Source organism: Flavobacterium glucosi, assembly GCF_048286535.1.
GTDB lineage: Bacteria > Bacteroidota > Bacteroidia > Flavobacteriales > Flavobacteriaceae > Flavobacterium.
In genome coordinates this window covers 199,552-222,536 of record NZ_JBLVPK010000003.1, presented here as the reverse complement: position 1 = coordinate 222,536, position 22,985 = coordinate 199,552, and the positions used below count along the sequence as shown (strand labels likewise).

Below are 22,985 nucleotides of genomic sequence, written 5' to 3'. Positions count from 1 at the left end.
TAAATAGCTAAAACTATTCTTCTTCACCATCATTTTCATCTGATTCGTTTTCAGAATCTTCTTCATTTTCACCAGAGCCTATTTCGAAGAAACTAAAAATAGAACCTCCGTAACTTTTCTGGAACGAAAAGTGAATCATGTGATCCAGTTTGGTATATTTCGAATGTTCGATTACCATCATTCCTTCTTCATTAAGCAGTTCTTTTTCGAAAACTAATAAGATGATTTTCTCGAAAGTTTTTTGGTCCAAAGCATAAGGCGGATCTGCAAAAATGATATCATAAGACGTTTTACATCTTTCTAAATAAGCAAAAACATCACTTTTTGTGGCAGCAATATTAAAATCATATTCGGCTGCGACTTGCTTAATGAATTTTACACAACCAAAATCACCATCAACTGAAGTGATTGGCGTGCTTCCTCTTGAGGCAAACTCGTAACTGATATTTCCAGTTCCGGAGAATAAATCTAATATTTTAAGCCCTTCAAAACTGAAATGGTTGTTCAAAACATTGAATAATGCTTCTTTAGACATATCGGTAGTAGGGCGAACAGGTAATCCTTTTGGCGGAGAAATGCGTCTTCCTTTGTATTTTCCTGAAATGATTCTCATGAGTTGAAAAGTATAAAATGATTTCTGTTTTCGGCCTCAGAAAAATAATTGTTCCATCGCAAATCTTCCACATCAATAAGGGAAACGTTGCGAATGTATTTGTAAGCGATTTTGAAATAATCACTTTCGGTATCAATAGTTCCGATTAGTTCCAATGGGAAGTTTTCGGGATTTAAATTCAATTGTTCAGCAGTAAATAAGATGTAATATAAGAAATCTTCAGGCGTGCTAAAATCAAAAGAATTGAAAAGTAATAATTTTTGGTTCTGAACCACAATAATTTCAAAATGGCCAGAATTGATGTGAATGAACATCTTTTTATCATCCTTATTTTTGGATGCTACCAGTAATTTGGAAACTAAAATACTATTGGCATGTTTGTAATCGAAAGAACCAAATTGGTCAATAAAAAAATTATTGATATTCACATACGGAATATACACCGCATTCATTTGATAGTTTGGAATTTCATCAAAAGCAAAAAAATCCGTTTCAAAAACTTTGGTATTGTATTGTAGATAACTGCCTAAAAAGTTCTCATCAAAAAGCGCTGTGGGGACAAAAGTGGAAAGGTTGTTATTGTGAATCACCAAAATTTCATCATACGAATCCTTTAATTCTGGATGATCTCTAAAAGCATCGGCAAACAAATCTTCAATTTTTGTGGCTTTGTGAAAGGTCTCAAAATGCACTTCTTTAAATGAAGTCACCGTATTGTTTAGCGTGTCAAAGCAACAAAAAGAAAGCCCAGTCAAGGAAACTTGAATGGAAAGTTTTTTATATTTTTTTTCGGCTATGTTCATAATACTATTGATTTTTCAACAACGCAAACTTACAAATTTAAAAATCAATTTCAATAGCAATAGTACTGGCAAAATCAATAGTAGTAATTGAAAATTGAAATTGCTATTGCCATTGAAATTGAAAAAACATTCTTTACTTTGCAGTCAAATAATACGAAATGAATTCCTCCCTGTTTTATAGTCTTTTACAAAAAAAATTCCCTTTTCAACCCACGTATAAACAGGATATTTTTTTTCAAAAAATAGCAATTTTTTTAACCGAAACGGATAATAAAACCATCTTCGTATTAAAAGGATATGCCGGAACTGGAAAAACGACTGTAATTTCTACGATTGTAAACAGTTTATTGGACATTAATAAAAAATATGTCTTGTTGGCGCCAACAGGTCGTGCGGCAAAAGTGATTGCCAATTATTCGAATAAACCAGCTTTTACAATTCATAAAAAAATATACTTTCCGAAAAAATCTTCCGGTGGAGGCGTTTCGTTTACGTTGCAACAAAACAAACACAAGAACACGATTTTTATCGTCGATGAAGCTTCGATGATTTCGGATACCAATTCCGATTCGAAGTTATATGAAAACAGTTCTTTGCTTGATGATTTGATTTCGTATGTATATTCGGGAACTAATTGTAAGATGATATTATTGGGAGATACAGCTCAGTTGCCTCCGGTGAATTTGGATATCAGTCCAGCTTTGGACATCCGTACTTTGGGGATGAATTATGATAAAGAAGTGGAACATATCGAGCTAGACGAAGTCATGCGTCAAGAAGAAAGTTCCGGGATTTTGCATAATGCAACGGAGCTTCGGGAGTTATTGAAAGATTCCTTTATTGACGAATTCAAATTTGATGTCAAGAAATTCAAAGATATTGTGCGTTTGACCGATGGGTACGATATTCAGGATGCGATCAATTCCGCCTACAGTAATTATAGTATTGAAGACACCGCTTTTATTGTTCGTTCCAATAAAAGGGCAAATCAGTATAATGAGCAAATCAGAACCAAGATCCTCGATAAAGAAAGTGAACTTTCCACGGGTGACTTTTTGATGGTGGTAAAGAATAATTATTTTTGGTTGAAAGATTCTGATGAAGCCGGATTTATTGCCAATGGTGATATTATCGAAATATTAGAAATTTTCAATATCAAAGAATTGTACGGTTTTAAGTTTGCCAAAGTAAAAATCCGAATGATTGATTACCCCAATCAGATTCCGTTTGAAACAGTTTTACTGATGGACACTATAAAAAGTGAATCACCATCGTTGACTTATGAAGAATCCAACCGATTGTATCAGGAAGTGTTGAAAGATTATGAAGGTGAAACCAAATTCAAGCAATTCCAAAAAGTAAAAGCCAACGAATATTTCAATGGGCTGCAAGTTAAATTCTCGTATGCGATAACCTGTCATAAGTCTCAAGGTGGTCAATGGAATACGGTTTTTATAGAACAACCGTATTTGCCGGACGGAATCAATAGAGATTATATTCGATGGTTGTACACCGCAATGACCCGGGCAAAAAATAAATTATATTTGATAGGTTTTAAGGATGAGAATTTTGTCGAATAATCTTTTTAAATTAAACCATTAAGAAATTTAAGTTTTTTAAGCAATTATATTAACACCTTAAAAAACTTAAATTTCTTAATGGTTTAAAAATAAATATTTGTTTATGAACACACTAAACGACTTACATAAAATTTCTGGCTCTTTTTCGAATACTGAAAAAATGCCGGTGCTGTTTTTGGGACACGGAAGCCCGATGAACGCGATTGAAGAAAATCAGTTTGTGACGGGTTTTCGAAACTTAGCTAAAACCTTACCACAACCGAATGCCATTTTATGTATTTCGGCGCATTGGTTTACTAAAGGGACAAAGGTTACCGCAATGGAAATACCTCGAACGATTCACGACTTTGGTGGTTTTCCACAATCATTATTTGAGGTTCAATATCCAGCAAAAGGAAGTCCGAAATTAGCGATAGAAACAAAACAATTATTGTCGCCGGTAGAAGTAGAGCTGGACGAACATTGGGGTTTGGATCACGGTGCTTGGAGTGTCATCAAACATTTATATCCCGAAGCGAATATTCCCGTGATTCAGTTGAGTATAGATTATACAAAATCCGGGCAGTACCATTTTGAGTTGGCTCAAAAACTAAGTGCGTTGCGAACCAAAGGAATCCTGATTATAGGTAGCGGTAATATTGTTCATAATTTGGGTTTGGTTGATTATCACAATTTTGATAAAGACAATTACGGGTACGATTGGGCAATTGAAGCAAGGGAAACGGTAAACAATTATTTACAGGACGGGAATTTCCAACCATTGATTGATTTTGAAAAACAAAGCAAAGCGTTTCAATTAGCGATTCCTACGCCCGAACATTATTTACCTTTACTATATACCTTGGGATTAAAAGGAAAATCGGAAGAACTGAGTTTGTTCAATGATAAGTTATTGGCAGGTTCGTTGAGCATGACTTCAGTAAAGATTATGTAGATTTACTTATTTATTTTTTTGAAGCACAAATTCAAGCGTATCTACAAAAGCCCCATCGATTCCGTTGTCGATTTCAAAAGTCTGGTAGGAGGGATCAGCCATCAGCTGTAAATTTTCTAATTGAAGTGCATCTATTTTTGCAACATATTGTCCCGATTTTAAACCCAAGAAACTAAAATAACCATCAGGTTCCGAAAGAATACTGGTAATTAATGTATTGTGCAGATCATAAATAGAGACTTTTAAACCTCCAGTTCCCAAGAGTTGCTTCTTTTCTTTTCGATACACCATTCCAGAGACTTCTCCCATCACTACAACCGGGATTTCAATTATTTTTAATTGATTGGGATTTAAGGTACAATTTAAAGTTTTGTTATTTATGCGCCAAGCAATAGAATTAACTTTGTCGGTATTAAGTTCTACATAATTTTTAATATAGGGTTCTAATCCGGTTATAATGGTGGTACCATCGGGATTAATGAGCTGAGGGTCACCACCCATTACTATGATCTGGACTCCTATTACCAGAGGTTCTTTTTCCTCTTTTTTTCCATTTCCATTAATGTCTAAAAACGGAATAAATTTTATACTTCCTCTGCCCACACTTATTCGGTTATTCAAACGTACAAAATCAGCTTGGGGTTCAAAGATTAAACTGCCACTGGCAGACTGTGAAAAAGAAGCCCTGTTATTATAAATAATACTGGAAAATGCTGTGTTGAGATGGTCAAAATTATGAGTAAAACCAATTTGAAAACTACCTTTTTGATTATTAAAATTATAATCGAAAGAAGTCTGAATAAAACCTTTTTTAAAAATTAGTTTTCTCAGTTCTGTTCGCAGTGTCGTTACGTCACTGGCACTATATCTATAGCGCAATTGGGGAACAAGGACAAATCTTTTAGGAAGTTGGAACGAGGTTGAAATATTGCTGTAGACCAATGGTTTTTGATTTTTGGTAAAAAAGGCATTGGTCGTAAAATTAAAATTAAATCCAAATGAATTTCCCGAGAGTAGAAATTCAGAAGTGGTAAATTTAGTGGTGCTAAATAGGTTTTGTTGAATGGTAAATCGGGAAGTTCCCGAAAAAAAAGAACTGTGATGCGGCATGGAAATACTTGCTTTCCGCATTTCGGAATAATTGAATCGAACGGCTTGTTGGTTCTTATCGTATTTGCTATAATCAAAGTCAAAGCGAAGATTTTTGGGTGTCGTATAATTCAAATTGAAATCATACAGCACTTTTGAATAATAGCTTCCTGTAAGAAATAATTGAGACGAGAGTCGAAGGGAAGAATTCAAAAACGGAATAATTTTATTAGATTCTAAAGAAGAAACATATTCCATTCCACCGCCCAAAGTTACATGATTGGAAAGGCCATAATTTACTTTTGCATTGCTAAAAATACTGCCTTTTCCGTCCTCAATAATTCCAGAGCTAATTGTGTATTCAATTTCTTTTTTTGGAAGGAAAATAGCGGGAACTACAAATTGATTGCTAAAAAATTGTTCTTCACCCCAAGGTCCATAATACCTTAGCGTAACTTCTGTTCGTCCGTACATCAGAGGCACGTTAAACGAAAAGAAACCGTTTGCATCTGCCTGGAGATAATCGATTAATACATTGTTGATGTAAAGTTCTACTGTCCAATTAGCTTGAGTATGATCGCTCAAGATATACGTACCAAAAGATTTTCTGATTTGGGTAGAGGCATTCGTGATCTGAGCTCCGATAATGGGAAACAAAATTGTCGCTTTGGAAGAAGCTGAAAATTTTCCTAAAGTGAACTGCTTAATGTATTTGTTTTCATTGTTCACATAGCGCCATCGATAAAATTGGTTTTTGGCCACTATGGGTTGGTCGCTAGTGTAATTTAGCGAAGTAGTCAATTCACCTCCAGCTACAATGCCGCCTAAATTAAGGAGTAATCGTTCTGAATGACTTCCTTCGGATTGTTGTATAGTATTAACAGCCCAATTTGCAGTTCCAAAATGAAGTAGCGGTTTGTCACGTACAATAGTTGTATCCGCTTTAAATTCCAGTTTCATTTTGTTGATGTTATCTCGCATTGCTAGCAATCGGGCTTCTCTAATGGCGGGAAGTTCGAGTTTTGAGACCATTTCAATGGATAAACTTCTAAAGATAAAATTATTTTCGAGCCCAAATATTTGATTGAAATAGGAAGCTTTCAGGAACAAATTGGTTGAAGTTCGGATCAAATCGCCCGGTTTTAGATGGATCACCTGTTCTTTGTACGTAATTTGATTGGTAATTTCATTTATTTTGAAGTTGTTCTTCTGATTGATGAAAAAACCTTCTACCGTGCTGTAAGTAGCATTTTTGGTATTCTTAATCTTTAAAAAATCAAAAACATCGGGTACCGAAAGATACACTTCCTCGCCACAGATAATTGTAGGCAGCTCGGTACTGCCAATGTATCTCACCTGAAGCGACACCAGCACTTCATCACAGTCTAGCTCTTGTGCGCTGACAGAAGAATGCAAACTTGCGAATAGTATAATGAATAGACATTGAAAAGTGCCGGACTTGTGCGTAAACAATCCGAAGAAAGAAGCCCATTTGCTAAGTGGAGTATGTTTTTTTTGGAGACATTTACCCTTTATATATTCTAACATGCAATATGCGGTCTTCATTAAAACAGGTGGAAGTAATCAAGGAATTCATTTCAAAAACAGCTATTGTGGACAGTAAAATAAATAAACGTACCGTAAAGAAATACATGGGTTATGTATTTTTGGGTGTTATAAACGGAGGGTGCCTTCAGCATATTTCATGCCTTTGTCTTGTGCGGAATAAAAGACCTGAAGCTGGCCTTTGGTGTAATCTATGTTTGGGGTGGTATTGAGTTTTATTTTGGTTCTGCGTAAATTTCCCGGAGCGTATATGGCAAAACCTTTCACGGTGGCTGCGCTAGTGGTAATTCCTTCGGACGAAATATGGTTGACCTGTATATCGCCATAAGAGGACATATTACCGGTTCGATTAAAATATAGGGAAAGCGCAATTCCCTCTTCGGACTGTTCAACTGCTAAATTTGAAAGCGTTACCGCTGTGTTCGCTTCTCCAATGGTAATGATATTGGCAATAGAAATTCCAAAAACTGGAGTTATACTGATGCTTAAGCCTTCCGGCTTATGGGCGGGATCTTCTTTCTCTAAAACTTTGTTTTTAGGCACGCCACGGAAATAAAGATGGGAACGGTATTCCCCTTGTTGCAGTTCATTGGTTTTGATCAGCTGTATTTTTACTGTTTGCGATTCATTGGGAGCCAGAGTAATCATGCGGGGGTAAAATCGCAAATAAGGAGATGCAAAGCGCTGGTCGGGTTCCGGCTCTTCAATAGAAATAAATTTGCCGTCCTGATCCATTTTTATCTCGCTGTACGTCAGTTTATAGGTGGCGGTATCTTTCCCGATATTGGACAGGTTAATATTCTGCACCCTGTTTTGAATGCCGTCAAAGGCGAGGCGTTTTGGGAAAATCATCAAATCCCCTTGCGCCATTAAGGGACCTAAAAAGGGTAAAAACAAGAGTAACAGTAGTAAAATTTTCTCTTTCATGGGGAGTCATTCATTATTTTAGCTTCAATTTTAGTATTGACAGCAACGGTTTAAAGATGAAAAAAGAGGTGTGCAAAACGGGAACACCTTCTAGTTACGACTAATTATAATTTACAACCACTGTAAAACCTAGCACATTGGTATAGGAACCTGCAGCTTGTGAGGCTCCAACATTTAGCTTTGCTCCAACAAGAACATTTTGTGTACCACCTGCTAAAGTACCGGTTGCAGAAGGTGTACTGGTAAAAGCATTAACAACCATGGATGCAAGACTAACTCCGGATTCATAAAGTGTAAAATCAGTAGGTAACGTAATTGCATAAGTATAACCAGGCTCACCAGTTACGGTAAATTGCGCCGCGCAAACAATTCCATTAATCGAGGGCAGGATTATCCCGCCTGTAGCAAATCTTGATCCTGAAGCAGATAATACCACTGTACCACCAACGGAGGAAGCCGCTATTGTACCAAAATTCATGTCTGTGTTTTTCGAAATGGAGATAGGAACCTGCGCTATTAAAGAACTGACAAAGGGTAAAAAAAAAAGTAACAGCAGTAAAATTTTCTCTTTCATGGAGTCATTGTTTCATTGATTCCGCCTTGGGTTTTGCCAGGAAAAGCAACAATAGTAAAAAACTAAAAACAAGGTTGTCCCATTTTTGGAACAACCTTTTTTTTAAAATTACTAGTTGTAATTTACAGTAACAGCCAATGCAGTACCATTGGTATAATTACCAGATGACTGATTTGCACCCAGGGTAATTGTTGCTCCAACTATCAGAGTTTGTGTTCCCAATGCTAATGCACCTGTGGTACTTGGACTGCTAACAAATGTTCCAACGGACATTGTTGCAGGGGTAGTGGCAGAGTTACTTACATTAAACGAAGCAGACGGTAAAGTAATTGCATAGGTGAAATCAGTTTCTCCAGTAACGGTGAATGAAGCGGCTTTCACACTTCCGTTTTGTGTTCCTAGAAGGATTGCAGCATCACCAGTACGCGCCCCTGAAGTAGAAAGAGCAATAGCCCCACCAGCTATAGTCGCTACTAAATTTCCGAAATTCATGTCTACAGCTTTTGTAATTGTAATTGGCTTAATCACTCTTGCGCTAGTTGCTGCCGTAGTCGTAGCTGTGGACTGAGCGACAACCTTAGTAGTAAATGCAATCATTAGGATTGCAGTTAAAAGTGTAATTTTTTTCATTGTAAAATAATTTGGGGGTTAAAATTAAGAAGCAAGTGCAGCTTTTGTCCGGATCCTTAATCAGTTTTAAATAATATGTTTCGTAAAAGCAACTCTGCTAATTACCTCACAAATGTATTTAGTAAGTTTTTATTTGTAAAATGAGAAGTAATAACTGATCTCTACTAAGGTATAAGTGAAAAATAAGAAAGAAAAAGACTTTCGATATACATTAAGAAAGGCATCATTTTTTTGAAGTACTTGTTTTTTAACGCTAAAAAAACGTTAAAAATTTAAATTTAACTAAAATTATTTGAATATTCAATAATTTAAAGTTTTTATAAAAAGTGTTTTTTATGACTTATTTAATTTTCAGTTTTAAAAAAGTTTAAATTGAATTTACTTTCATTTTTAAAATTAGAAAAAGAATATTAATCGGGTATAATTCGATCCAGAAATTCTTTTATAATGGGTTTTTGATGAAAAGAAACCACATTTGGATCCCTACAAACCCTTGTAATATCGAGATCTTCAATTGTGTTCGAAACAATAAATACTTTAACCTTGTTTTTCAACGTAAACGGCAATTTATCATAAGCTTCCAGAAATTCAAAACCCGAAAAATGGGGCATATATAAATCTATAAAAATTACCTCAGGTAACTGGTTGCCCTTTTCCTGATTTTCTACTAAATAAGCAAGTGCTTTGCTTGCAAGTGAAAACTCGATGACTTGTTTCCCAAAATTATTATTGAGAATCATTCGAGAAGAGCAGTAGCGTTCGATGGGATTATCATCAACAATTATTACTTTTCCAAATTTTGCTTCTAACTCGTTTTTCATAGTTTTTGTTTTAAGAGCAATCATAATGGGAATAGTCATCGTTTTAAAACGAAAAAAAACTCCATTATTTTAGTATGAAGTTGTTATTCTTTTAGTTTAATAAATTTATTAAAATCTTCTTGACGTCTTTTGGCTACAGCCAAAAGCACGCCATTAGGAAATTCGCAGAAATAGCCTTCTTTTTTAGAAATTTTCACTATGTGACGCAAATTAACAATATACGAGTGGTGAATTCTAAAAAAATAGTTAGGATTTAGTATTGTACTGTATTCGCCTAAATTTTTACTAGACATAATCTTTTTCCCATTCTGGAGAAAAAAAGTAGTATATCTTCCTTCTGCTTGGCAGTAAATAATTTCAGCCTTAGGAATCAGTTCAATTTTATCCAAAGAGGATACAGCAACATAATCGTTTGGCTGATTTAATGAGTTTAATAGCTCAATGGAATTAATTTTCTGATTTTGATAGGATCGCTCCATTTTAGTTCTTTTAATTACTTTGTATACAGCTAAAATGAGAGAATTAAAATCGACAGGTTTTAAAATAAAATCAATCGCATTTTGTTTAAATGCTTTTACAGCATCTTGTTTATTAGCAGAAATGAATACTAGTTTAGGAATACTAAGTTCTAATTCATCGAGCATATTAAAAAAAGTATCGTCTTTAAAGGAAATATCTAATAACACGAGATCTGGTTTTTGTAATTGTATACTATTGATTCCTTCTATTATAGAGGTAGTTTCGTTTACTATTTTGAGAATCATAAAGTTTTCTTTTTCAAATTTTTTAATGATTTGTAAAGTGTCTTTTTCTTTCGTAATAATTACGGCATTAATGGGGATCATAGGGGTGTACTTAAGGATAATTTATCTTTAAAACCGACGAATACCATTAATTTTAATGTAGAGTATTCATCTTAAGTATAATAGGAAAAAGATAAAATGATAATTTTGTGTTTCGAAAATAAAACAATAAATAGCAATATTATGTAGTAGTTCTTTTAAAAAAAATAAAAGTAATAATCGTTACGTTTCTTGTATTAAGTGTGGTTAAAAAGGTTGTTTTGCTAAAATAGTATCATTTTTTTAAATTTAATTTTGATGTGTTTCATTAACACAATGCAATTTCGTATTCTTTATTTTTTTGTATCCGTAAAAGGATTATGAATTGACAATCAAATAGTAGTTTATTGATCTTTTTGAAAGTAATTTTAGAATTCATCCATTTTAATGGTTTTCCAGCAAGGTACTATTGATTCTTGATAAAAAGAACTATTTTTGAAAGTATGTGCTTGCTATATATAATAACAACTGATTGTCAGTTAGTTATTTAATATAACATGAGAGTAATATAATTGTACTAAAAATTAGTTTTTTGGAATATCACGAAGTAAATTCAGGTTGAGAATTCAGAACAGTTTTGTAAATCCTAAAAACATACTAACTTAGCACTTTAGCAATTCCATATAAAATGAAAATAATAGCAGTCATTCCCGCCCGTTACGCTTCGACACGATTTCCCGCTAAACTAATGCAGGATTTAGGAGGTAAAACGGTCATTTTAAGAACCTATGAAGCGGCCATAAACACGCAATTGTTTGATGATGTTTTTGTGGTAACGGATTCGGATTTAATATATGATGAAATCGTTTCTCATGGTGGGAAAGCCATTCGAAGTATCAAGGAACACGAATCGGGAAGTGATCGAATTGCGGAAGCAGTCGAAAATCTAGATGTTGATATTGTGATAAATGTTCAAGGAGACGAACCGTTTATCGATGCGCAACCTTTGGCTGAAGTCATTGAAGTTTTTAGGAATGATTTGGATAAAAAAGTGGATTTGGCTTCCTTGATGCGCGAAATTACAAATGAAGCCGATATCAATAATCCGAATAATGTAAAAGTCGTGGTAGATCAAAACAGATTTGCTTTGTACTTTTCGCGTTCGGTGATTCCGTATCCAAGAGAGAAAAATGTGGGCGTTCGGTACATGCAACACATCGGGATTTATGCTTTTAGAAAACAAGCTTTATTGGATTTTTACAGTTTACCAATGCAATCTTTGGAAGCATCCGAAAAACTGGAGCAATTGCGTTATTTGGAATTTGGAAAAAGAATCAAAATGATTGAAACTACCCATATCGGAATCGGAATTGATACTCCGGAAGATTTAGAAAAAGCCAGAAAGATGTTATGAAATTAAGCGCGATTTCCCTGTAAAAAATATTTTTTTGACTAGGACAGCTTTTCAATTAATATCAACTCATTGTGAACTTCAACTCTAGGAATGGTTTTTATTTGAAATTGATTTTTGTAAAATTCAGACACGTATTTTTTATTTCTTAGATTTTGGCTTTCATTCAATAACATTGTATTGAAAAGAATAAAACCTTGACTTTTTAAAAGAGAGCAAATTCTATTGATGAAAAAGGTTTCAAATAGAAAATTAGGCATTGTTGTATCTTGAAAAATATCGATAATAATTAAATCATATTTGGTTTTGGTTTTAAAACAAATTCGAAAGCATCATCAATTACAATTTCAAGATTCTTCACTTTATCTAATTTAAAATAGGTGTTGGCTATTTTTATTATTTCGGGGTCAATTTCTACTCCGGTAATTTTTCCTTTATATTTTATTTCATCCACCAATGTTTTTATAACGCTTCCGCCGGCAACTCCTAAAACTAAGATGTGATTCATTGGAATTATTTTTTCATATCCAATGTTTTTTAATCCTAACCTTAAGATGCGTTGCAAACTGCCATATGAATAATTTGCATTTTCAGAATCTAAAACCAATTCTCCATTTGCCCAAGTTACCTCAATCGATTTACTCAAAGAAGATTTGGTTTCATAAATTTTTATCGGAATAAGATAACTAAATATTTTTTTAATCATTGGTGGCGGTTTTACTCAAAAATAAGATATAAATTATTTATTTTGTACTAAATAATAAAGAATGAAGAAACAATTTTACAAATGGATATTTTTCAAGCTTATGGGTTGGAAAATAGTTGGGACAATTGATGCGGATATCAAAAAATGTGTCATGATGGTGATGCCACATACGAGTGCGCATGATTTTTATTTGGGAATTTTTACCAGAGGAATAACCGGATTAGAAATGAATTGGATGGGTAAAAAGGAATTGTTTCGTTTTCCTTTCGGATTTTATTTTAGATATATGGGCGGTGAACCATTGGATCGTTCTGGAGGTTTGAACAAAGTCGATTCTATTGCGGCAATTTTTAAAAGAAAAGAAGTTTTTCGTTTGGCTGTTGCCCCTGAAGGAACCCGTAAAAAAGTTACGGAACTAAAAACCGGATTTTATTATATTGCTTTGAAAGCAAATGTTCCTATTATTCCTGTTACATTTGATTTTGGTAAGAAAGAAGTCAATCTTGGAAATCCAGTTTTACCATCTGGCAATATCGAAAGCGATATGACTATTTTGAAGAAACATTTTATAGGTGTTGAAGGTAAAATTCAGGAAAAAGGATATAAATTATAAATTGAGTTTATGTCAGTTTTTAGGTTTAAATTTTTTAGACCGTTTTTTAATTAAAAGCGGTCTAATTTTTAATTAGGATTAAACACTTTGAAAGTACCATCTTTATAAAAGAATACAATTTTTTCCACGTCGCTTGAAATGGAATCTTTTAGGGTATTTTGATTTTCTGCTTTTTTTGTTTCCAATGCAGAAATTGGATTTGGAATTTTTATTTCCGAAAATAAATTCTCAGGAATTATTTCAGTAAGAGGAAGAGTAGAAATATTTTGTTTTACAATTTGCTCAACATTGTTTTCTTTTTTATCAAACTGTTCTGAATTTTTCGGAAAGTTTCCTTTCCCATTCAAAATCCAATACAAATCCACATCGGGGAAAACCTCCAATATTTTAAGTATAAAATCCAAGCTGGGTTTGTTTCTTCCTGAAAGTAGGTGAGACAAACTGGAACGCTGTACGCCAATTTTATCTGCAAAAGAAGAAGCATTCAAACTGTAGTAATCCAGTATAATTTCTAATCTTTTTATAAAATCCTCTATGTTTACCATTGTAAATTAATATTAAAAATTAACTATTTACAAATGTAATCAAAATAGATTGAAACACCAAAATTACAAGTGTAAATAGCATTTATCACATCAAATAAGGTAAAGTTTTAAATGATATGAATTAATATAACTAATTGATAAATAATTATATAAATACAATTTTAAAAATAGGTAACAATTGTCAATTATAGCAAGTAGATCTACTGGGAATAAATACTAAATACTGTTTACATCATTGAAATGTACTAATTGAAGATGGTTTACAAATGTAAATACAAAGATGTTTACTTTTGTAAATCAAATAAAACAGCATGAATTTAGAACAACTATTCAATCAATATAAAGAAGAAACCATTCAGGGGCGATACATTACTTTGGATTCGATTGAGCCGTTATTGCAAAAACTAAACACTAATAATCAGCTTAAAATTATTGGAAAATCAGTTCTTGGAAAATCTATTTATTCGTATGAAATTGGAAAAGGTAAAACTAAAATTTTCCTTTGGTCGCAAATGCATGGAAATGAGGGTACAACTACAAAAGCGTTATTTGACTTTTTAAATATGTTACATAGTGGTTCAGAATTGGCTCAAAAATTACTGAATACATTTACTTTTTACAGCATTCCAATGTTGAATCCGGATGGTGCAGCATTATATACCAGAGAAAATGCTAATAAAGTTGATTTAAATCGTGATTCACAGGATCTTACACAGCCAGAAAGTAAGTTACTAAGAGCGATTTTTGAGTCTTTTAAACCGGATTATTGTTTTAATCTTCATGATCAGCGTACTATTTTTGGTGTAAGCGATACTGGAAAACCGGCTACATTGTCTTTTTTAGCACCTTCTTATAATGAAGAAAGAGAAATAAACGAATCCAGATTAAAAGCTATTAATTTGATTGCGAGCATAAATGAGGTGCTTCAGGAGTACTTGCCAAATCAAATTGGTCGTTTTGATGATTCGTTCAATATAAATTGTATTGGAGACATGTTTCAGTACACAGGAGTACCTACTTTATTGTTTGAAGCGGGGCATTTTGCAAATGATTATGAAAGAGAAGAAACGCGAAAATATGTTTTTATGGCGCTAATTTCTAGTTTCACTACACTTTGCGAAAACGTTATAGTTAGCAATGGAATTAATAAATATTTGAATATTCCTCAAAATAAAGTCGTTTTTTATGATTTTATGTATAAAAACATCAAAATAAATTATGATGGTATCGAAATAATCACCAATTTTGCAATTCAATACAAAGAAGAGTTAATTGAAAATCAGATTTATTTTAATGCCTATGTTTCACAAATAGGGGATTTAGAAAATTATTTTGGTCATTTTGAATACGATGCTAAAGGAGCTTTATACAAAGATGATCTTGACAATATTCCTAAATTGAATCAAAAAGCTGATTTTTATTTAAATAATAACATAAAAGTTGTTAACGGAATGATAAAAATATAATATTTATGTCTTTTTGTTGTTTTTATGTATATTTTTATACTTTGTTATAGCAATTAATAATATTAATTTAAGAATTATGAGTAAATTTCGTTTAGATGAAGTAGATCACCAGATTTTAGATATGTTGATAGATAATACAAGAGTTCCTTTTACGGATATTGCAAAAAAATTATTGATTTCTGCAGGAACTGTTCATGTCAGAGTTAAAAAAATGGAGGATGCCGGAATTATCATGGGATCTTCATTAGTTCTTGATTATGATAAATTAGGATATTCTTTTATCGCTTATGTTGGTGTTTTTCTAAACAATACCTCTCAAACAAAATTTGTTTTAGAGCGGATTAATGAAATTCCTTTTGTGACAGTAGCTTCTGTTACTACAGGGAAATTCAATATCTTTTGTAAAATTAGAGCAAAAGATACCAAGCATGCAAAAGACGTTATCTTTATGATTGATGATATTGACGGCGTTTACAGAACTGAAACTATGATCTCACTTGAGGAAAGTATAAATGATAAGAAGCGCTTGATGCATACTATTTTTAAAAATATGTAATTAATCTTGAATGCGCTATATTATAAATATAACCTCAAGTTAGTTCTTGGGGTTTTTTTTATGACAAATTAACTAATTAAACCAACTACAACTGATTATGTACACGCTACCAAAAATTGAACGTTTCAATCAGGACGTTCTTTCTAAATACCACATTTATAATAGTGTTTTTATAACATTACCCTTTGATTCTATTGATAATACGGGCGTTTTACTTCCTTTATTTACAGATGTTTGTGAAATTGGTTTCAAAAAACAGGAAACCCCTAAGGAAATAGTTGATTTTTTTGCCAAAAGATATTTGCAAAGCGCTTCAGAGACCGATAAAATTGATTTAATGTTTCGTTTTATTCAATATATCGAACGTCAAATTGTATTATTTGATGCTATCGAAGATGCTGCTTTTCCAGTTGTTAATAATATGGAAGGCAGAGGTTCGTTAAGAGATATCAAAGAGAAGTCTGATGCGAAAGAAAAAGAAGATGAATTGATTGATTTTCTGGAAGATTTTAATGTAAGAACAGTTTTAACAGCACATCCTACGCAATTTTATCCTGGTGCTGTTCTTGGGATTATTAATGATTTGACCGAAGCTATTCGAAAAAACAACTTACTGGATATTAAACAATTACTAGCTCAATTAGGGAAAACTCCTTTTATTCAAAACGAAAAACCAAATCCTTTTGATGAAGCGGTAAGTTTAATCTGGTATCTTGAAAATGTATTTTATCAAACTTCTGGCGAGATGGTGCATTACCTTCAAAAGAATATTTTTAATGGAAAATCCATAAAAAATCCATTGATAAAACTTGGATTTTGGCCTGGAGGTGACCGTGATGGAAATCCATTTGTAACAACGGAGATTACTTTGAAAGTGTCAGAACGTTTGCGAACGTCCATTTTAAAGTGTTATTATATAGAAATGAGAAATTTAAAAAGAAAATTAACTTTCTCAGGTGTAGATACTTTGGTAACTGAATTAGAACAAAAACTTTACAGGTCTGTTTTTTATTCAAAAGGTGAAATTTTTATCACTTTGGATGAATTCAAGTCACAATTGAATAAAATAAAACAAATTGTTATAGATCAGCATCAGTCTTTGTATCTGCATGAGTTAGATGCGCTTCTGATAAAAGTTAATTTGTTTGGTTTTCATTTTGCATCTTTAGATATTCGTCAAAATAGTAAAATTCATGATGCAGTGTTTAATGATGTTGTTGCATTTTATTTAAAAAATAATTCAACTGTTTTCCCGAAAAATTATTTTGAATTAACAGAGGAAGAGAAATTTACAGTATTATCAAATACAAATGGGAATCTAGATCCGATTGTATTTGAAAATGAAATGACAAGATCTACGATTGAGTCCATTCAGGCCATAAAAACAATTCAGGAAAATAATGGGGAATTTGGTGCAAACCGGTACATAATAAGTAATAATGAAAGTGCTCTTAATGTAATGGAGACTTTTGCGTTATTCCGTTTAAGTAACTGGGAAAACCCTACTGTCGATATTATTCCGCTTTTCGAATCTGTTGATGATTTGCAGAATGCACATGAAATCATGGAGAAATTATATACGAATCCTGCTTATGCAAACCATTTGACAAATAGAAACAACAAGCAAACTATCATGCTTGGTTTTTCTGATGGGACAAAAGATGGTGGGTATTTAATGGCAAATTGGAGCATTTACAAGGCAAAAGAAGAGCTTACTGCAATTTCCAGAAAATATGGTATTAAAGCGATTTTCTTTGATGGTCGAGGAGGACCGCCAGCTCGAGGAGGTGGGAAAACGCACAAATTCTATGCATCATTAGGTCCAAATATTGAAAATAATGAAATTCAGGTTACAGTACAAGGACAAACGATTAGTTCTAATTTTGGAACGTTAGATTCATGCCGATATAACTTAGAGAATTTGTTAAGTGCCGGTGTTACGAATCAAGTTTTTAGTAAGGGACAAAATGAGTTAACTGTTAATGAAAAAGATATTTTAGATCAATTGGCTGGTTTAGGGTATGAAAAGTATTTGAGTTTCAAAAATCATCCTAAATTTATTCCTTATTTGGAGCAAATGAGTACTTTGAAATATTATGCTAAAACAAATATAGGCAGCCGACCTTCTAAAAGGAGTAAATCAGAGCATTTAGATTTTGCTGATTTACGTGCGATTCCTTTTGTGGGTTCTTGGAGTCAATTGAAGCAAAATGTACCTGGATTTTTTGGGGTAGGTACGGCGCTAAAGCATTTTGAAGATACCAATCAGTGGAATAAAGTTCAGGATTTATATGATAATTCGTTGTTCTTTAAAACCTTGTTGGAAAATAGTATGATGTCATTGGCAAAATCATTTTTTCCATTGACTTCTTACATGAGAAAAGACCCTCAATTTGGATCTTTTTGGCAAATTATTTATGATGAATTTTTAGAAACAAAACGATTGCTTTTAAAAATTGCAGGTCATAAAGAGCTTATGGAGAATTATCCTGATGGTAAAGCATCCATACAAATAAGAGAGCGTATTGTATTGCCATTATTGACAATACAACAATATGCATTGCTCCGTATAAACGAATTAAACAAAGAGGACAAGCCGGATGAGGCGTTAATAAAAGTGTATGAAAAAATTGTTACCCGTTCTCTTTTTGGAAATACAAATGCCAGTAGAAACTCTGCTTAAACGATAAAATATGAAGTCAACTCAATTACCCGAAAACGAATATGCCTCTTTTTATGCTCCTTATATAAATGCTTTAGGAGAAGTAAATTTAATGGAAGAATTAGAAATTTCATTGCATGATTTTATCCGTTTTGTGCAAAATATTCCAATGGATAAGTTTGATTATAGATATGCGGAAGGGAAGTGGAATATCAAAGAGATTATTCAGCATGTGATTGATACTGAGCGCATTTTTGCGTATCGAGCATTGCGAATTTCCAGAAATGATGAAACGCCTTTACCAGGATTTGATCAGAATTATTATATTGCTAATACTGAAGCTGCCAATAGAAGTATTCAGGATTTACTAACTGAATTTTCAGCGGTTAGACATGCGAATTTATATCTTTTTAAAAGTTTATCAGAGGAACAAATGAAAAGAACAGGAACAGCTTCAAATACTGTTGTCTCCGTTCGTGCAATTGGTTTTATTATGATTGGACATCAAAAACACCATCAAAAGGTTTTTCAAGAAAGATATTTATAAATTATTTAAAACAAGTTGACCAGTTTTTCAGCTTGTTTTCAAAAGACATTGTATTAGCGGGACTAGTGGAAGGCATCACATAATACGTGATGCCTTTTATTTGCCCGAATTTTTTTAGAAAGTATTTATGACTTTCTTTTCCGTTGAAAATAATTTTAGTGATTCCTGGGAATTCTCTAAACAAGGATTCAAAATCATTTTCCTTTTGATTTTTGATATGAATGTCCAAACTCCCTTTTCTTTCGCAATTTTCTAAAACATCCCACAGTCCAATATTATTTGCTTGAAGTAATTCTATTTTTTCTTCAAATATTTCTGACACAGGTAAATTATCCAATAGTGTGTACATTATTTTCCAAAAATGATTTCTTTTATGCGCATAATATTCCTGTTTTTCCAAAGAAGCAATACCAGGCATTGTTCCTAAAATCAAAATTTCGGTTTGAGGATTTACAAAAGGAGGGAATGAATTAATCATATAAAGTTTTTAAAGTGCTGTATTTTCTTTTTCTAATATTGCCAATGCCAATCGGATTTTTCCATAATCTATTTTTTCTTCAAAATAATCAAAATAAGGCTTTAAGGTATTTGGTGATTCCAGTTTTATTTGTGCTTCAGCAATTTGCATAACTTCTTCTTTTGAGATAAACGAATCCAAATCTATGTCAGCCCCATCAACATACAATTTTGCTAAATGTGACATAATCGTACTTAAACCTAATTTTCTTTTTTGAGCAATTTCTTCGACAGATAGTCCGTTTTTGTAAAGTTCTAATGTTTCTTTGTAGGTAGTGGCTTCTTTCTTTTTTCTGACAACTTTAGATTTCTGAAAATCTATAATTGCTTTTATAAAGACATCGCCATATTTTTCCAGTTTTGCTTTTCCAACACCGTCAATTGCTAATAATTCGGGATCATTCATTGGTCTTTCAGTTTCCATTTGGCGCAAAGCCGCATCGCTAAAAATTACATACGCAGGAACTTCTTCTTCTTTGGAAATTTCGTAGCGTAATTTTCGTAAGGTTTCAAAAAGTGAATTTGCCACAGATTTAGCTTTGGTTTCTTTGGCTTCTTGTTGCTGAATATTGATTTTTTGAACGGTGGTTAGTTTTACTTTTTCTCCTTCAAATAAAACTTTTTTAGCAAAGGCTGTTAATCTAATTTTGTTTTGTTGATGAAAAGCGATTTCACAATATCCTAAATTGATCAATTGTATTAAATATTGATTCCAATCATACCATGAAAGTTCAATGCCTACGCCATACGTTTTTAGGTTTTGGTATTCTTTTTCGTAAATGTATGCATTTTTGGAACCGCGCAAAAAGTCAATGATTACCGGTAATGGTTCCGTTTCCTGTAACCGAATAATTGCTGATAATGCTTTTTGAGCAATCACCGTTCCGTCGAAAAATAGCGGCGGATTTTTACAAATATCGCAATTCCCACAGTTTTCTGTAATGAGTTCTCCAAAATAAGAAAGCAGAATCTTTCTGCGGCAACTCAAGGCATCTGCATATTGTTTCATTCGTTCCAACTTGGCCAATTGCAGTTCGGCATTTAGGCCTTCAGAGGCAAATTTCTGCAATTGAATTACATCACCATAACTTTCGAATAATACCGTTTCTGATGGCAGACCATCGCGACCGGCGCGACCAATTTCCTGATAATATCCTTCGATGTTTTTAGGTAAATTATAGTGAATTACCCAACGTACATTTGATTTGTCAATTCCCATTCCAAAAGCAATTGTAGCGCACACTACTTTGCAATCATCATTAATGAATTCATCTTGTGTTTTAGAGCGAATTTTACTGTCTAAACCAGCATGATAAGCTTTGGCACTAATACCTATTTTTTGCAATTTTTCAGCAAGTTCTTCTGTTGTTTTTCTGCTTAAACAATATATGATCCCGGATTCGTTTGGTTTTTCTTGTATGAAATCTATAATTTGTTTGACTCTGTCTAGGGCGGGTCGTACTTCTAAACTCAAATTTTTTCGATCAAAAGAAGCTACAAATAGTTTTGGGTTTTTTAGATTTAATTGTTCGCTAATGTCCTTACGTGTAGCTTTATCAGCAGTCGCAGTTAAAGCTAATATTGGAGTAGAAGGGAAGCGATTTTTTAGATATCCTAAATTAGTATACGCTGGTCGGAAGTCATGTCCCCAAGATGAAATGCAATGTGCTTCATCAATAGCAATAAGACTCAAGGTTAAACTATTGAAAATGTTATCCAGAAAAGACAAACTTTCTGGGGCGATGTACACTAATTTAATTGTGTTAGATTTTAAGCGTTCAATATAAAATTGTCGTTCGTCTTCGGTTTGGCTGCTGTTGATAAAACAGGCTTCAATTCCATTAGCTTTTAAGCCATCAACTTGATCTTTCATCAAAGCGATAAGTGGGGAAATCACTACTGTAATTCCAGGGAAAATCAGTGCTGGTAATTGAAAGCAAATTGATTTCCCCCCACCTGTTGGCATAATTGCTAATGTATCTTGCCCGGAAAGAATACAATTAATGATGTCTTCTTGGTTGGGTCTGAATTTTTCAAAACCAAAGTTTTCTTTCAGTTTGGCGTGTAAAATTTCATGGGTCATTGTGGCGTGTATATTAAGAGGTCTAAAATAATAAAAAAAGGAACTCGCGGTGAGTTCCTTTTATAAATGTATTTAAAAAATTGGAGTAATTAATTAATCCTCATCTTCATTATCGTCTTCGTCTGAGAAATCTTTTTCATCAGCATCTTCGTCGTCTTCATCATCACCTGAATCAGAATCTGGTTTATCGATAGCGTCATCCTCATCATCATCGTCGATATCGTCGTCTAAATCCAGACCTTTGATAGGTTCAACAACTTCATCGATGATTATTTCATCATCTTCATCATAATTTTCAATTCTATCAGCAAGTTTAGTACTCACTTTTACTAAATAAATAGTATCGTCAGTTCGTACTTCAACTGCTTCAACTAATTCATTTTTAGCGTTTCTAAAACTAATAATGTTTGAATCATCATAACCATCTGGAAATTTATCAACCAACAGGTTTAAAATTTCATTGGTAAGTTTTGCGTAATCAACTATTACTCTTTTCATAAAATATTCTATAAATCTAATAAATAAGCGAAAATTAAAGGTGCTACAATGGTAGCATCGGACTCAATAATAAACTTGGGTGTTTTAATGTCTAGTTTACCCCAAGTAATTTTTTCATTTGGCACCGCTCCAGAATATGAACCATAACTGGTTGTTGAATCTGAAATCTGACAGAAATAACTCCAAAACGGAATATCATGCATTTCCATATCTTGGTATAACATTGGTACTACGCATATTGGAAAATCTCCAGCAATACCACCACCAATTTGAAAGAAACCCACACCGTTTGTACTGTTTTTTGGATACCAATCTGACAAGAAAACCATATATTCAATACCGGATTTCATTGTAGAAGCTTTTAAATCTCCTTTAATTACATACGATGCAAATATATTCCCCATAGTACTGTCTTCCCATCCCGGTACAATAATAGGTAAATTTTTCTCAGCAGCTGCATACATCCAACTGTCTTTTAGGTCAATTTCATAATATTCTTCAAGAACGCCTGAAAGTAACATTTTGTACATAAATTCATGCGGAAAATATCTCTCGCCTTTGTCATCAGCATCTTTCCAGATTTTGTAAATATGCTTTTGCAAACGTCGGAATGCTTCGTGCTCTGGAATACACGTATCTGTAACACGATTTAAACCTCTTTCTAGTAAATCCCATTCGTCTTGAGGAGTCAAATCACGGTAGTTTGGCACTCTTTCATAATGAGAATGTGCTACTAAATTCATGATGTCTTCTTCAAGATTTGCACCTGTACAAGAAATAATATGCACTTTATCCTGACGAATTATCTCGGAAAAAATCTTTCCAATCTCTGCTGTACTCATAGCTCCAGCCATGCTCACCATCATTTTTGCACCATTGGCTAATTGTTGTTCGTAAGCCTTAGCTGCGTCAACTAAAGATGCAGAATTAAAATGCAAATAATGCTTTTCAATAAACTGACTGATTGGTCCTTTGCTCATTTGTTTTAATTTAAATACTTAAAAACCACTATGTTAAAAATGATATTTCAAATTTAACGAATTTTTAAATTGACTAATTGAAT

Annotated in this window: 21 protein-coding genes and 1 pseudogene; 8 read left to right on the top strand and 14 right to left on the bottom strand. The window is 33.1% G+C overall.

Features of this window, described 5'->3' with window-relative positions; genetic code table 11:
- Positions 1–13: 13 nt before the first annotated feature.
- Together ACNQGD_RS06830 and ACNQGD_RS06825 are read right to left on the bottom strand one after the other, a co-directional pair.
- Complete coding sequence (locus ACNQGD_RS06830) at positions 14–613, bottom strand: RsmD family RNA methyltransferase (RefSeq protein WP_417998771.1); 600 nt, start codon at positions 611–613, stop codon at positions 14–16.
- Positions 610–1,416, bottom strand: coding sequence for a DUF3822 family protein (locus ACNQGD_RS06825; RefSeq protein WP_417998770.1), 807 nt, complete (start codon positions 1,414–1,416; stop codon positions 610–612). The genes ACNQGD_RS06830 and ACNQGD_RS06825 overlap by 4 nt, the downstream gene beginning before the upstream one ends.
- Before the next feature lie 158 nt (positions 1,417–1,574).
- Here ACNQGD_RS06825 and ACNQGD_RS06820 point away from each other — a divergent pair, with 158 nt between their 5' ends.
- Both ACNQGD_RS06820 and ygiD read left to right on the top strand, forming a co-directional pair.
- The gene (locus tag ACNQGD_RS06820; RefSeq protein ID WP_417998769.1) at positions 1,575–2,996 is read left to right on the top strand and encodes an ATP-dependent DNA helicase; all 1,422 of its coding nucleotides are present in this window, start codon (positions 1,575–1,577) and stop codon (positions 2,994–2,996) included.
- A gap of 103 nt (positions 2,997–3,099) precedes the next feature.
- Positions 3,100–3,930, top strand: coding sequence for a 4,5-DOPA-extradiol-dioxygenase (ygiD, locus tag ACNQGD_RS06815; protein ID WP_417998768.1), 831 nt, complete (start codon positions 3,100–3,102; stop codon positions 3,928–3,930).
- Between the two features lie 6 nt (positions 3,931–3,936).
- On the opposite strand, the gene ACNQGD_RS06810 is transcribed toward ygiD, so the two are convergent.
- The 6 genes from ACNQGD_RS06810 to ACNQGD_RS06785 all read right to left on the bottom strand — a co-directional run bounded on the left by ACNQGD_RS06810 (position 3,937) and on the right by ACNQGD_RS06785 (position 10,382).
- Entirely contained in the window at positions 3,937–6,435 is a 2,499-nt protein-coding gene (locus ACNQGD_RS06810) for a hypothetical protein (protein ID WP_417998767.1), read from the bottom strand.
- A 258-nt stretch (positions 6,436–6,693) separates the two neighbouring features.
- Positions 6,694–7,512 (bottom strand): fimbrial biogenesis chaperone, encoded by an 819-nt coding sequence (locus tag ACNQGD_RS06805; RefSeq protein WP_417998766.1) that lies wholly within the window; start codon positions 7,510–7,512, stop codon positions 6,694–6,696.
- A 100-nt stretch (positions 7,513–7,612) separates the two neighbouring features.
- Positions 7,613–8,086, bottom strand: a complete 474-nt coding sequence (locus ACNQGD_RS06800; RefSeq protein WP_417998765.1) for a DUF4402 domain-containing protein — start codon at positions 8,084–8,086, stop codon at positions 7,613–7,615.
- A 111-nt stretch (positions 8,087–8,197) separates the two neighbouring features.
- Complete coding sequence (locus tag ACNQGD_RS06795; RefSeq protein WP_417998764.1) at positions 8,198–8,716, bottom strand: DUF4402 domain-containing protein; 519 nt, start codon at positions 8,714–8,716, stop codon at positions 8,198–8,200.
- A gap of 410 nt (positions 8,717–9,126) precedes the next feature.
- Positions 9,127–9,537 carry a response regulator gene (locus tag ACNQGD_RS06790; RefSeq protein WP_417998763.1) on the bottom strand — a complete coding sequence of 137 codons (411 nt, stop codon included), beginning with the start codon at positions 9,535–9,537 and terminating at the stop codon, positions 9,127–9,129.
- A gap of 83 nt (positions 9,538–9,620) precedes the next feature.
- Entirely contained in the window at positions 9,621–10,382 is a 762-nt protein-coding gene (locus ACNQGD_RS06785) for a LytR/AlgR family response regulator transcription factor (protein ID WP_417994966.1), read from the bottom strand.
- A gap of 625 nt (positions 10,383–11,007) precedes the next feature.
- On the opposite strand from ACNQGD_RS06785, the gene kdsB reads away from it, so the two are divergent.
- Positions 11,008–11,733, top strand: coding sequence for a 3-deoxy-manno-octulosonate cytidylyltransferase (gene kdsB / locus ACNQGD_RS06780; protein ID WP_417998762.1), 726 nt, complete (start codon positions 11,008–11,010; stop codon positions 11,731–11,733).
- A gap of 38 nt (positions 11,734–11,771) precedes the next feature.
- On the opposite strand, the pseudogene ACNQGD_RS06775 reads toward kdsB, so the two are convergent.
- Positions 11,772–12,436: pseudogene (locus ACNQGD_RS06775) on the bottom strand (spermidine synthase).
- Between the two features lie 61 nt (positions 12,437–12,497).
- On the opposite strand from ACNQGD_RS06775, the gene ACNQGD_RS06770 reads away from it, so the two are divergent.
- Positions 12,498–13,049, top strand: a complete 552-nt coding sequence (locus ACNQGD_RS06770; RefSeq protein ID WP_417998761.1) for a 1-acyl-sn-glycerol-3-phosphate acyltransferase — start codon at positions 12,498–12,500, stop codon at positions 13,047–13,049.
- A gap of 68 nt (positions 13,050–13,117) precedes the next feature.
- On the opposite strand, the gene ACNQGD_RS06765 is transcribed toward ACNQGD_RS06770, so the two are convergent.
- Positions 13,118–13,594 (bottom strand): helix-turn-helix domain-containing protein, encoded by a 477-nt coding sequence (locus ACNQGD_RS06765; RefSeq protein WP_417996258.1) that lies wholly within the window; start codon positions 13,592–13,594, stop codon positions 13,118–13,120.
- Positions 13,595–13,905: 311 nt separating this feature from the next.
- Between ACNQGD_RS06765 and ACNQGD_RS06760 the strand changes: the two genes are divergently transcribed.
- The 4 genes from ACNQGD_RS06760 to ACNQGD_RS06745 all read left to right on the top strand — a co-directional run bounded on the left by ACNQGD_RS06760 (position 13,906) and on the right by ACNQGD_RS06745 (position 18,825).
- Positions 13,906–15,060 (top strand): M14 family metallopeptidase, encoded by a 1,155-nt coding sequence (locus tag ACNQGD_RS06760; protein WP_417998760.1) that lies wholly within the window; start codon positions 13,906–13,908, stop codon positions 15,058–15,060.
- A gap of 76 nt (positions 15,061–15,136) precedes the next feature.
- The gene (locus ACNQGD_RS06755; RefSeq protein ID WP_072943262.1) at positions 15,137–15,616 is read left to right on the top strand and encodes an Lrp/AsnC family transcriptional regulator; all 480 of its coding nucleotides are present in this window, start codon (positions 15,137–15,139) and stop codon (positions 15,614–15,616) included.
- A gap of 97 nt (positions 15,617–15,713) precedes the next feature.
- Complete coding sequence (locus tag ACNQGD_RS06750) at positions 15,714–18,299, top strand: phosphoenolpyruvate carboxylase (protein ID WP_417998759.1); 2,586 nt, start codon at positions 15,714–15,716, stop codon at positions 18,297–18,299.
- A gap of 10 nt (positions 18,300–18,309) precedes the next feature.
- Complete coding sequence (locus ACNQGD_RS06745) at positions 18,310–18,825, top strand: DinB family protein (protein ID WP_417998758.1); 516 nt, start codon at positions 18,310–18,312, stop codon at positions 18,823–18,825.
- Position 18,826: 1 nt separating this feature from the next.
- Here ACNQGD_RS06745 and ACNQGD_RS06740 read toward each other — a convergent pair whose 3' ends face one another.
- The 4 genes from ACNQGD_RS06740 to ACNQGD_RS06725 all read right to left on the bottom strand — a co-directional run bounded on the left by ACNQGD_RS06740 (position 18,827) and on the right by ACNQGD_RS06725 (position 22,902).
- Positions 18,827–19,303: a DNA-deoxyinosine glycosylase gene (locus tag ACNQGD_RS06740; RefSeq protein WP_417998757.1), complete on the bottom strand. Its 477-nt coding sequence runs from the start codon at positions 19,301–19,303 to the stop codon at positions 18,827–18,829.
- A 9-nt stretch (positions 19,304–19,312) separates the two neighbouring features.
- Positions 19,313–21,424, bottom strand: a complete 2,112-nt coding sequence (gene recQ, locus ACNQGD_RS06735; protein WP_417998756.1) for a DNA helicase RecQ — start codon at positions 21,422–21,424, stop codon at positions 19,313–19,315.
- Positions 21,425–21,517: 93 nt separating this feature from the next.
- Positions 21,518–21,922 (bottom strand): DNA primase, encoded by a 405-nt coding sequence (locus ACNQGD_RS06730; RefSeq protein ID WP_417998755.1) that lies wholly within the window; start codon positions 21,920–21,922, stop codon positions 21,518–21,520.
- 8 nt (positions 21,923–21,930) lie between these two features.
- Positions 21,931–22,902 carry a deoxyhypusine synthase family protein gene (locus ACNQGD_RS06725; protein WP_073208830.1) on the bottom strand — a complete coding sequence of 324 codons (972 nt, stop codon included), beginning with the start codon at positions 22,900–22,902 and terminating at the stop codon, positions 21,931–21,933.
- Positions 22,903–22,985 lie beyond the last annotated feature (83 nt).